We start from the raw sequence: 12,603 nt of genomic DNA, 5'->3' as shown, positions 1-12,603 counted from the left end.
TGGTGAAAATTCGGGTATAAATTTGGATAAAATGAAAAAGACTGTATCCTTTATGGACAAAGCCTTTTTTGCCAAATCATAAATCACATTTCCCATAATACATTCATTTCAACATCACTTGCATAGCTCAGCATAACATTTTGGTTTACAGCATTTCCGCTACCTCTAAATATCACATTAAAAGATATTTTACCGTCCTCTGTTTTAGTAAAATTCTGATCCACAGTTATACTTACCGTACTGCCATTTAACTTCTGGAATTTACTTTTAAGACTTGCAAGCTCATTATAATTTGATATCCCATATACATTTTTCAGGTTGTCTTTATTTGTATTGAAATACTCATTCAAATCCCTGCTGTTTTCTATATTTGCTATCTCTTTTATACCGGCATTCAACTTGTCTTCAGCATTTATATACTGATCCGTATTCAATAGCTTCTTGCTAAATAAAAAATAGAGAGATACAGTAGAATTTGATTTTTCCGCCCCTGACACTTTTGAAACATCGGGGACACTTGAACCTTCAGCTGGTGTAGCAAGTTCATCCATATTTTTTATACGTGTATTGTATTTGTCCGCATATTCCATATTTTCATCAAATCTCTTCTTTTCGGACAAACTGTGGCCTTGTTTCAGATATTCATTTGAGGTATTGAAATGCCTTGAGTTGATTTCATAAATCAATGCACAACTTATAAAAACTATAGCTATTGTAGCCGAAGCAAGCAATATCATCTTCTTTTTAGTTGAATCCACATTTTATTCCCCCATTCAATGCTTCAGTGCATCATTATAGCTGATTTTGCTCTTGGTTACCCTGAGCTTTATATTGACTCTTCCAAATTGGTTGGCTATTCCGCCTCCGGAACCGGTATTGTAATATGCTCCACTCCCAAAATAAACATCTATATGTGTGCCTGTTATGGCACCGCCCCTGTCTACAACCACATAGGCACCATTGGCATCAACTTTCTGCCCATTTGCCATTTTCCAGTACCTTTTGCTTTCTGGAACTTTGACAATTACAAGTGTACCAAAAGGTATGCTCTTATCTGCAGCTATAAGATGGTTACCTAAGTTTTTATTTGACACGTCCATACCGTTCCAGGCTGCATGAGTGCCGCCATTTAATCCTATATTATCTCCCGTATAAGCTGTTGCAACACCGCTTTTATAAACTATATTTGGATTATTAAATGCGTAATAGTCAGAACTTTCTGCAGCTATTATACTTGACAAATCCCATGTGCGGCTGTTTTGATTCTTCTTATTATAAGGATCATGAACGATTACTTTGTTATTACTGTCTATATCTACAAGCACAATGTAGTGATTTCCCTGGGTAAAAGTCGAACCCGGGCTTCCATATGCTATTCCATCAGTACCATGTACATTTGCTATGACAGGATGTCCCTGTTTAAGTTCATTTGCAATGCTCATATAATCGGATCTCCCATAATGTTTCATCGTAAGTCCGAAAAATGATGCTGCCTTGGAAAAATCATCATTTACATCAGTATCTTTGTGAACTCCGATATCATTCAAATAATTCGCCGCTTCATTGGGCTCCAGAATACCGTCGCTGTTTTTATCATATCCGCCAAGCTTCCCTTCAAGGCCGCTGACTACCATGGCAAGACTCGCAGGCGCAGATCCCAATTTATCTATTGTGGATCCTGCATATGAATTACTTCCCCATCTGCTGTCCCATTGATAAAAAGTGGGAATCATTCCTGCAGAAATTCCGGTGTTTGAACCTCCAAGATCCGCCAGAAGCGAATCCAGTGTCAGATCACTAAGTTTGCCGTTTATCCAGTCACCATTTTGCTCCTTCCTGTCAAAGTTAAACCCGGATTCTATTATGAAGTATATTGCATCATCCACATCCTTTTCTTCAGGAAAATCGTGCTTTATTATAGACCTTAACCTGGAGAACAATTCACCCTGAAGCTTGTACCCATCATACACAGGTTTTGTTACAGTGTGAGTACCCTCGGAATCAGTATAAGATGAAGTAACCTGATTGTACTGCAAATCCACTTCTCCCCATATGCTGCTTATATGTGTCACAACTGCTATGGAACCTGTATGTTTTTTAGTTACAGTGACTTTCTTACCTGTATCAATTCCAAGAATAGTTTCTTCTTTTTCGTAAGTTACAACATCAGTAGTAGTTTCATTTGAAATTGTAAATTCCGGTTTCAGTTCATCCGCTATTTTATGATCATTTTTTTCTATCTTCTCTTTTATGATTTTCTGGTTGATAATATCGGTTACGGGATTGCCCTGAGAATCTGAATCACCATTATCTTCTGTATCATTTCCGAAACTGCCGCTAAAGAAATCCTCCGGTTTTATACCCAGTGACATTTCCATGTATTTCATATATCCAAATACATTCCCGGGACTTAAATAAAACTTTCTTATTATATTGTAAGCATCTGTATAGTCAATTTCATTTTCAGATATACTATCGGATGTAGTATCACTATTATCTGAACTGCTGCCAGAATCCCCTGAAACATCGGCTATTCTCCTTGCACCTGCATAGTCATTTCTTGCACTAAGCAGAGAAACCTTTACTACATCACCTGTCCTTGGAGCTTGAATGTATTTCCCTTCACCTATATACATACCTACATGTGCCGGTTGATTACCTTCAAAGAATACTAAATCCCCGGGTTTCAGAGCTGACCTGTCTACAGAAGTTCCAACTTTGAACTGTTCCTGGGATGTTCTTGGAAGATTTATATTGAAATGCCCGTAACAATACTGTACAAGTCCCGAACAGTCAAAACCCTTCGGGCTTGTACCTCCCCATAAATAGGGAACACCTAAAAACTTCAATGCGTAATTTACAACGTCGCTTGTGCTCTTGAAATCTTCAGGTATACTTACTGAGTCACCTCCACTACCTGAATAATTATCTCCATATTTCACATAATCAGGTACCCCAACATTTATTTTATCATCCAGATACTCTTGCAGGTCTTCCAGTATATCTTTGTTGTCATTAGTTGAAAGTGATGAACTTACAGTATTGTCCCCCATGTCTCCTATGTCGGCTGCAAGTGCTCCAAAAATTACAAAGGCAATGACAAGAAGTATTATTACTCCTATTACAAGAGGGTTCTTTAAAACAAACTGTCTGGCAAATGACTTAAATTTATTCTTAGCAAATCTTTTAAAGAAATTCTCCCTATTGTTGTTATTCACAGTACCATCACCACCTTACCACCTGAATCCGTCAATATTCGTGTATGGACTTGTTCTGGCGATAACTGCGCTTTGCTGTTTAAGAGAAAGACCATTTATTGGATTGGCATTTGTTATTACTTGAGAAGCTCTTCCTATATCACCATGTTCCAAAGCTGATTTGAATTTCTGTGCATTCCTATTGTGAGTAATCTCAAATTTATGGCCATCTACATTTTTATTTATGCTTTTAGTTTCACCGCCAAAGAGCTGTGTAAGTGCATCCTGTTTACTAAGTTTGTTTTCTCCACCTGCAAGGGACTGCATCTGTTCTATTGTGGCGTTTATGGCCTTGCCGGCTATTACCCTGTTTGCCATTCCAGTATTTTTATGATTCATTGCCCTTGAAACCCCGCCAAGTACTTTGGCACCCATAGGCTTTTCTGCTGCAAATTTTTTCAAGTTGTCATTCAGCATTGATGAATACAGCATATGCCTCGAACCTGCCGCTTTTAAATTGTTCATATTCACATTTCCTTCTGAATCGGTTATTGGCTTTAGCGAGTCTAATCCATTAAAATTTTCAGGGTTTATTATAGGATCTGTCTCTGAATTTTTTACATTATCTGACGCATAACCGCCAGCACCTGTTCCGTTTTCACTATCCATATAATTTAAAAGGCTTTCTTCATATTCATTTGGCTTTTTATTATGATTTTGATTACCTCTATTTTGTGCCGCCTGGGGATTACTTGACATTTCACCTTGATCAGTACTGCTGGACTGTCTGAAATTTTCAGTTGCACTGGCAGCTGCCGCTGTCTTTCCTGCGGCATCTTTTGCACCTTGAGAACTTCCCTGCGGCTTTTTACCACCAGCTCCAAATACAGCCGAGCCAAGAGCGGAATTCCTTAACCCACCTATATTTAGCCCATTTGAAAGTTTTGAGGGATTTCCTACCTTAAACGTTCTTGCCATGGCACCAGCAGCACCTATAGCAAGCTTCGATACAGGGCCAAAAGATCTGCCTGCTATGGACATTTCATCAACACCTGCAAGCTTGGTAAACAATCCCTGAAGTGAATTTCTGAAAACTTCTGCCAGTTTGACAAGAGCAAATACCCAGACAAGGGCATAAAACCAATTTTTCCATGAAGATCCGGAGAGACTTATAATCATTATGCTAAAGGTAAATGCATAAAAGAACTGCATAGTCGCATTGGTTATCATCTCACCAAACCATATCTGTATGGCCTGTGTCCTGTTGTCTATACCCCAGAAAAGTGCAGCAAGCGGTGTAAATGCATACATGGCAGTAAGTATTATTTTTCTTACCATGAACAGCATGTTTATCTGGAAAAACTTCCATGCAAACAGACACTTTACAATGGCACTTGTAAGAAAAGATCCGGTTTTGATGCTGTCTACCATGGAAATATCAGTCACATAGTTGTCTTTTCCAAGCGATGCATTGAATATGGATACAACGGCATTTGTCATATCACTTGACAGAAGGAATAACCCTTTAAGAAGAAGTGGCCCTAAAGCTATAAGTGCCAATGAGAACAGCCATCTGCAGACATCCTCCTGTAGCTGCGATCTCTGGGCAGGTCTGTTCGCAGACATTATGAGAGAAATTCCAGTCTTGGCCACCATCAAAAGTACAAGTGGTGCACATATAGAAGAGACAAGCAAATACATATAGTTTAGATTTGACCATTCTGCATTAGTAAATGGTGGAACTGTTATGGTTCCAGTTACACCGAAGGCATTGGCACTGGAATTGAATATGAGTTTATCCAAAGGTAAAAATCCGAAATACTTGTCAAACAAATTAAATATACATTTTTCAACGGAAAGAAAAATATTTCCAAAGGCTTTAACTACGAAATTACCGTCATCATCAGTTATGGTTGTGGTCGGCACATTTATCAAACTGGAATTCCCATCTGTAATTGCAGATCCTAGATGGTTGGCCACCCCTATTAGAAAACCACTGAGTAAAATACAGGATCCCAAAATACTGCACCCGAGAATTATCTTTCCGAAAGCCGTCATGGTCTCTTCTCTTTTGGTTTGGCTGTTTTTTACAAGTATCATTCTCATAGCTGCAAGTCCCATGGAAAAAGCTACAATAGTGCCTCCAAACAAGTAGATATAATATGAAATAGTGTGCTGGGCTTTTTTAGTATCTGCACCATTCATGTCAAAACTTACAGTTTTTGTAGTAGTAGCAGTAACAGCAAATTCTTTTCCGTAGCTTTCGTAAGATGGTGCTGCTTTTATAGGTTTAGTTACTGAAAAGGAAAATGCCAGGAAAAACACCAGTAATACAAAAAAATCTAACAGATATCTATGCTTTTTAGACATAAAACCAACTCCTTTCTAGCCTTTATCACGGTTCTGCAAATTCCCATTCAAATTCCTTGGGTACGACTTCCATAAGCACAAGATCCTGCTCTGTACGCAGGATAGCTTGTCCGCTCGAGAAGCTTGAAATATACTCACGACAATTTGCCGACAGATTGAAATACTTTGCTGTTTCCCTGGCTACACTAGGTTCAAGTTTAAGTATTATTTTGGTAGCACAGAGTGATACTATAGCCCTTCCCTGCTGGGTAGCTATAAAATCCTCAATAAATTGTGTAGCAAGTGTAAGTGCTATGTTGAAAGCCCTTCCAAACCTTGCTATATTGTCTATAAAATCAAGTGCTCTTTCGAACTTGGTAAACAGCGATCCCTCGTCTACATATACATCCTTCAATATATTTTTAAGTTTCCAGTTTGAAAATTTGGCCCATATCCATGACATGGTGTTTATAGTTGCAAAAAACTTAGAAAAATCATCGGCCAGGTTTTTGAAACTTATAACAATAAGCCTGCTTTTCAAATCCACAGTACTTTGGCAGTCAAAAATGGCCATTGGACCATCTCCAGTTATCATCTTCATAATTTCAGTAAGTTCAGTGAGATTTGCAAGCTGGGCGCTCCTGTTGTATTCCACAAGACCGTCCCTCAAATTTGAAAGTGTAGGAAGTCTCTTTTTTACCTTGCCGGTATAAAACTTACCCTCTACTGCTTTTTCAGCTTCTATATAAAGGCTGTCTGCATTTTCCGTTATCTTGCAATCGGAGTACAATTTACTTACCACACCGTCAACAGCTGTAATCTCCTGTCCTCTAAGCGGTTTCCCCCTGAACCTTTCAGCAAAAATAGAAATCATATTCACTATTTCAGTTCTTTTTCCGTAGAGATTGATTTTTCTCTTTCCATGTTCGTCTTCCTCTATCTCAAGATCAAAAGGGTTTATACCGCTTTTGACTCCAGGTTTGAGTTCTATAAATTGTCCTCCAAGAATTTCAGCCTGCTTGCGATATTCACCTTTGGGATCCATTATTACCGACCATCTGCCAGCTGCAGTTCCTCTGGCAGATTTTACATGCATTAAAACGGATTTTCCGGCACCTGTTGTTCCACAGATAAAAGTATGTGGATTGGTAAGTTCCGGAGCACCTATAAAATTGTTGTAAAATATATAGGACTTCGTATTCAGGTTTCTCCCAAGCAGTATCCCTCCCCTGTGTGAAAGCTGTGTATTTCCCAATGGAATAAGACTTGCTATAGCCCCTGTTGTCATATTTCTAAGATAGGAAGAGTATGATAGATTGAGCGTCGGAAGTCCTGAAATAAAACTTTTGCTTTGATCATAAGTAAGACACCTGATCTTTACAGCTTTTCTACTGCATAAATCATTCAAAGAATTGGATCTATCATCAAGATCCCTGGTATCTCTGCCCCATATAAAAATAATTGGCTGTGCAAAGAACATCCTTTCTTTGTTTGTCTGGATGAGTTCTCGCAGTGCATCAAGATCATCCGCCGCATGTGCCACTCCATAATCCACAGCATATCCATGCTTTACCTGAAGGTTCAGATTAGACTTAAGCTCAGAATATTTGGAGGTGAGCCGATTTATTATCTCAGCATCAGGAATTGGCTCTACATAAGTTGAAATATCTATGTTTCCCAACGTAAACAGATCATTTAGAAAACCTATATACATCTGCCTCGGGTAATTTGTTATAGCATAAACACGAACATATTTATTCGGTCCCAGGTATATATAATCATTGTTTTCACTGAAAACATCGGGGTAAATTAAATCCATGATATTTGATGTTTTATCAAATATATCACCTGTTTTTTTATTACTTTTGCCTGGTTTCTTTTTGAATTTCTTCCCTTTCAATATCATATTCATCTTCTTTTTTGTCCTCCTTTCCCGAATAGATCTCCTGGCCTATACCCTCTGTATAAAGCTCCATTGCACCATTTTTGATAAGTTTTTCTATCAGTATGTTGTCACCACGCTGCAATATATCAGCAAAAAGCTGGGCAATTTGGTATGAATTCAGTATGGATACCCTCATTTTTGCCCCAATAAGCTTGGACATTACCAGGTTGCATTTATACCTGAGGTCATTTTTTGCCCTTTCCTCATCTTTTATATCAGTGCCAATAATGCAGAAACTTCTAAGTACATATACTCCCCTGCTGTTTTCAATTTCCTTATATGAGTTATACAGTTTGTCAGAATACTGCCTTAGCCCCTCCGGGATATTTTCATCAGCAGATTCTACTGTTTTTAAAACAAGTTCTGCCGGCTCTTTTGTTTCTATTCTTGTTGGTGTTGTAAAAAATTGAATTGAATCATTTAGAGAAAGTGCAAACTGGAGAAGTTTCAATTCCATAACTTCTATTTCATCATCAGTAAGAAGCGGAATATCAGGTGAGGATACGCTGAGTATGATTCTCCTTTTACCACTTAGGAGCTGAATTTTATTGTTTTTTATGTCATTCATACCTATCAGTTTCTTTATTTCAGGCAGAGACTTTGTTTTGACATCTTTATTTTTATTGGAAGTTTTAATGTCCTTATCTAAATACTTACCACTCTTTTTATTCTCATCATCTATTCTTGTATAGATATAGGCCCCAATTGGAAATGAAAGCCCTATAAGTACAAGAACAACTGCTATAAGCAAATAAATCCCTTCTTTCCAGACAAGCCATAACACAACTATGGTTGGTTTTTTATAACATGATTTCTCAACTTGTACATGACGCATTTAAATAAATATTTATCAATATTTATACCGTCTTTCTTAATGAAAGCCATAATAATACAAAATATTGAAAACGGTAATGAAACTACAATTCTAACTGCGAAAGACAAAAAATTAAATGAAATAGCACCACCTACGGTTGTCCTTGACATATAGCCTGTGTTCAATATGAAAAGTAGCAATATGATAAAAACTGCAAGCACAATCCATGCAAACTGTCTAAGTGAAAGGTACCCGCCAATAATCTTGTCTTCACTGTCTATGTTGTAAGGTACAGTAAAATATGTCACATATATCACCCCTCTTTTTTATATAAACAGCAGCAGAAGATCCACTGCTGCATTTGTTTTTGTTCCTATCCTTTGAGCCCAAAAGTACCCCAAAAGAAACCTACGAAAATTGCAATAGCACCAATTAATACAGCCCCACCAACTATCCATCCAATTGATGCAAGGGCTTCAGTACGGGTTTCCTGTCTTTTATGTGCGAGTATCATTGTAAGTCCGACAATTCCCATGGCTATAGCTATGGCTCCACCACCTACAGCCATAAGTACTGTCTTTGTAGAACCAAACAATCTGCTTTCCACAGCTTTTGATGATTGAGTGCTGATAGCCTGATCTATGCTGTCTGCAAGTACCGGGCAGTTTACCACAATGATTGCAGATAATGTAAAAAAGGCATCCATAACAACTTTCCTGCCATTTGTTAAAAGGTTTCTCAATTTTTTCAGCATGAATACACCACCTCCTTTCTTCTGCATCTCATTTCTCTTTACTTACCTGCACCCGCGGTTTTTGCCGCTGTGATTATAAGACCCAGAATGAGCGGGGCAAGATAAAACAAAAACAAAACTGCAATGGTAGTAGCAATACCACACCATCCAGCTTTTTTAATATTTTTTGACATTAATATTCCTCCAAGGAGTAAAACCAGCGCAGATATCAAAAGTACAAGTTTTGCGATTGGAAATACAATTGGATCCAAGGAATTGTAGATAAACTGTATTACAGCATTTATACTGTGTGAAAAATCGGAAGAAGACACGGCCTGAACGGCTCCTGAGTCTATATTTTCTGCTGCAAGGACAGTAAAAAACATTAGATTCAAGTAAATCACCTCCCATCTGTAGCACAGATTTTTTCATCATCCTGGTTGAACAGCTCAAATCGTAATTTTCTAATGGAATTTTTTTTGATTTTATAGACCTGAGATTTCTCTAAATTTAAAAGAGCTGAGATTTCCTTGAGCTGCATCTGATCAAAATAAAATCTTTTCAATATAAATATTTCCAATTTGGATAATTTACAATATCTGAAAAGCTGGGTTAAGAATATATGATTTTCTACATTTTTGAACTCATTGAATTCACTTTTGGCATGTAAATTCGTTATTTCATCCAGTGATAACAAACTTTCAGATTTGAATTTTTTAAACTTTTCTGGATCTTTGGATTGCCTTTTCGATCTCATATAACTTCTGATTTTATAATCCGGAAGATGTACATAAAACGTATTATTGCTCATATATTTCCATATTTCCCCTTTGATATATGGATAAGCGTAAGCTAGAAATTCGGAATTGCTTTCAAGATTATAGTTTCCAAGCGCTTTCAAAAAGCCTATTTTGCCCTCAGATACCAGGTCCTCGAAATTTGTATTTGAAATGCTTAATTTATGTGCTATCCAGTAAATGTAATTTATATTTTTATTTAAAAGAGTTGAAACAGCTTTTTTATCCCCTTGCTGGGCTTTTTTTATGAGTGTATTATCCATGGAGACTCTTCTATATTTGTTTTTCCTAATGTTGCTACTTTCTTTTTTACTGCCTTATAGCTGGCATCCTTCAATTTAATCATGATGTTCATCAATTCTGTTTTTCCCTCCTAGTAAACTACCTTACATTAGAATTGTCAGGGTAAGTTTACTTGGATTTTAAAGTTAAATCGACCTTAATTAAATGGTACAACATATTTTTAATTATAAATTTGGCCATTTCTTATCCGTTTTTGGAGTAATAATTGGTATATAAATTTAAAATTTTTGATATTAACACAAAAAAATAAAGGATGTTCATATCCCACTTGTTGAAATAAGAGACTTCCCTACTTTAGCTGAATTATCCTATTTATAATACTGTCCTTTATACTCTATAATTATATAGCCATTTTTCTGCTTCCTTTATTCTGTCATAAGTATCAATGCTGATACATTCCGTAAAGTGAACTACTCACCACTTACCTGAGCCTTACGGCTGTTAACGGTTGAAATGGAAGCTTTGATGAGTCTAACGACTCAATTTAAGAAGTTTGGCTGCTAGGCAACCCTTATTCTTACGGGCGTGTCCACTTCGCCCCTATTGTATAGCCCCTCAAGGGACACAACGCTACTTTTACTGAGGATGTTCAATGCACCGTTTACGTCTGCATTGATGTAAGAACCTGCCTTTGTCCGGTACAGTCCGCGCTTTACACGCCTGCCCGAGAACTTGTACACGTCCGGATTGTCAGCATTGTAGACAGGAACAATATCCCTGTCAAAAAAGCTCGCTTTTGATGTGTAGCTTTCCTCCTGTTTCAGGTATTTGATGCCGTAAAGCTGGCAGAGATATTCAAGTTTGTCCCGCAGCTTGCCAAATGGAATGTTCACGAAGTTTTGGTTGTTGGCTTTCCCTATTCTGCTGCTTGTCTGGAATGTCTTATTGTATCCTACTACAAGTGTACCAATTTTACTTTTCAGACAGTAATTTATGATGATACGGGCAGTCTTCGCCATATAGTCGTTAACTTTGTTGTTGCGTCTGCGGGCTATTGACTTCTGGCGATTTGTGGTGCATTTTCCAAATTTCTGCTTGTCCTTGATGCTCTGCAGCCGTGCATTCTGCTTGTTGTACCACTGGTTGACAGATTTGAGCCTGCGTCCGTCTATGATGAAACTCTCGCCGGCAGAAGTCACACAGGTAGCCAGGTTGTTAATTCCAAAGTCAACTGCCAGTGCTTTGTTTTTATCTAAGTTTCTTTGTTCTTCTTTCACTTCATAAGTGTACTGAATTTCAAAGAACCTGGCTTTTGCCTTAGGTATTATGCGTATCTCCTTAATCTTCTTGTCCAGGAGAATAGGCGGGATTGCAATCTCAACTTTGGCGTGTTTTTTCTTGAACTGGTTTGAGTATGGCAATACAAGTTTATTGCCTTTCAGGCGGACAAAACCGATGACAAGTGTGGTGAATCCATGTTTCGGTAAGTAGTGCGGGAGTACAACGTCCCGGAAATTATATCGCCCCTGTCCGGCCAGTTTGATGAGACCGAAGAATGATTTAAACGAGCCGTCCACTTCCCTAAGGATCTGCTGTGCCATATTTGAGTTAAGTGTCTTATAGTTAGGGCTGTCCTTCAAAAGGGTATAGTTCTTCTGGTAGTTCAGGTACTCACCCTCACGGAAATAATACTGGCGTATATTGTAGATGGCTTCATTGGTAAGATTCTTTGCCGCATGGGCCAGCTTACGGATATTCAGGTATTCTTCCCTGGACAAATGTTTTACCTGTTGTTTGACTGTTAAGTACATGGTATTTCACCTCGCTTTCTGAGGTTATTATACTATCTTTGACGTATCTTTTCTCCATACCCTTGTATTACATAGTATTTTAAATATAGAAATATCACAAATCTATCTCTGAATAATGCCGTATTATTAAGCCTTTATTTTTCTTTAACAAGCTTTATCCATGGCTTAAATGAATCTTTTTTTACCACACCTAGCATATTACAAAATTTTTCAAAGTTAACTAAACTAAATAAGTCAAATTTACGATTATTAATCAGCTGATCAGCAGTTTCTATACATCCTTTTGAAAAATCTTTAGCTGTAGATTATAATGGACCCAAGAATTCAGACAAAAAAATGCTTGCTTTTTAGTTAGGTTCTCCATAATATTTTTATTAAGGATGGTGAATCACATGAGGAAAATTTACAGCTCCGAATTCAAAGCAAGATTAGTACTGGAAGTACTTCGTGGAGAACGTACTTTAAGCGAAATAGCTTCTGAAAATCAAGTCCATCCCAATATGCTCACAAGATGGAAAACAGAAGCTGTAAAGAATTTTTCACAGCTTTTTGAAAAAGAAGCATCTAAAACAAAGCAGCCAGAACCAGCCAATACTATTTATCCTTACCTGCTCAAAAACCTTGTAATAATGTATCCTGATCAAGTGTGGAGCATTGATATTACCTACGTTCCAATACACAAAAGCTGGCTTTACCTGGTGGCAATCATCGACT

Annotated in this window: 11 protein-coding genes; 1 reads left to right on the top strand and 10 read right to left on the bottom strand. The window is 37.6% G+C overall.

Annotation, left to right across the window (positions count from 1 at the left end):
* Positions 1–83 precede the first annotated feature (83 nt).
* From LN736_RS14245 to LN736_RS14195, 10 genes are all read right to left on the bottom strand, one after another.
* Positions 84–758, bottom strand: a complete 675-nt coding sequence (locus tag LN736_RS14245; RefSeq protein ID WP_229981791.1) for a hypothetical protein — start codon at positions 756–758, stop codon at positions 84–86.
* A gap of 15 nt (positions 759–773) precedes the next feature.
* Positions 774–3,218: an NlpC/P60 family protein gene (locus LN736_RS19235; protein ID WP_407647176.1), complete on the bottom strand. Its 2,445-nt coding sequence runs from the start codon at positions 3,216–3,218 to the stop codon at positions 774–776.
* A 15-nt stretch (positions 3,219–3,233) separates the two neighbouring features.
* Positions 3,234–5,567: a hypothetical protein gene (locus LN736_RS14230; protein WP_179977680.1), complete on the bottom strand. Its 2,334-nt coding sequence runs from the start codon at positions 5,565–5,567 to the stop codon at positions 3,234–3,236.
* Positions 5,568–5,592: 25 nt separating this feature from the next.
* Positions 5,593–7,458 carry a VirB4 family type IV secretion system protein gene (locus tag LN736_RS14225; RefSeq protein ID WP_229981790.1) on the bottom strand — a complete coding sequence of 622 codons (1,866 nt, stop codon included), beginning with the start codon at positions 7,456–7,458 and terminating at the stop codon, positions 5,593–5,595.
* Positions 7,406–8,242, bottom strand: coding sequence for a hypothetical protein (locus tag LN736_RS14220; RefSeq protein WP_150356837.1), 837 nt, complete (start codon positions 8,240–8,242; stop codon positions 7,406–7,408). The genes LN736_RS14225 and LN736_RS14220 overlap by 53 nt, the downstream gene beginning before the upstream one ends.
* 35 nt (positions 8,243–8,277) lie before the next feature.
* Positions 8,278–8,613, bottom strand: a complete 336-nt coding sequence (locus LN736_RS14215) for a PrgI family protein (protein WP_179977682.1) — start codon at positions 8,611–8,613, stop codon at positions 8,278–8,280.
* Between the two features lie 65 nt (positions 8,614–8,678).
* Positions 8,679–9,059 (bottom strand): hypothetical protein, encoded by a 381-nt coding sequence (locus tag LN736_RS14210; RefSeq protein ID WP_179977683.1) that lies wholly within the window; start codon positions 9,057–9,059, stop codon positions 8,679–8,681.
* A gap of 38 nt (positions 9,060–9,097) precedes the next feature.
* Positions 9,098–9,433, bottom strand: coding sequence for a hypothetical protein (locus tag LN736_RS14205; protein ID WP_150356834.1), 336 nt, complete (start codon positions 9,431–9,433; stop codon positions 9,098–9,100).
* Positions 9,434–9,438: 5 nt separating this feature from the next.
* Complete coding sequence (locus LN736_RS14200; protein WP_150356833.1) at positions 9,439–10,098, bottom strand: sigma-70 family RNA polymerase sigma factor; 660 nt, start codon at positions 10,096–10,098, stop codon at positions 9,439–9,441.
* Positions 10,099–10,638: 540 nt separating this feature from the next.
* A complete protein-coding gene (locus tag LN736_RS14195; protein ID WP_378062163.1) occupies positions 10,639–11,856 on the bottom strand; it encodes an RNA-guided endonuclease InsQ/TnpB family protein in 1,218 nt (405 codons plus the stop codon).
* A 425-nt stretch (positions 11,857–12,281) separates the two neighbouring features.
* Between LN736_RS14195 and LN736_RS14190 the strand changes: the two genes are divergently transcribed.
* The coding region (locus LN736_RS14190) for a transposase (RefSeq protein ID WP_229981789.1) at positions 12,282–12,603 on the top strand (322 nt) is incomplete at its 3' end.

This window comes from Clostridium aromativorans, assembly GCF_020908015.1.
GTDB classification, from domain to species: domain Bacteria; phylum Bacillota; class Clostridia; order Clostridiales; family Clostridiaceae; genus Clostridium_B; species Clostridium_B aromativorans.
Note: the sequence above shows the minus strand (reverse complement) of the source record. Positions and strands in the feature narration are given on the sequence as shown.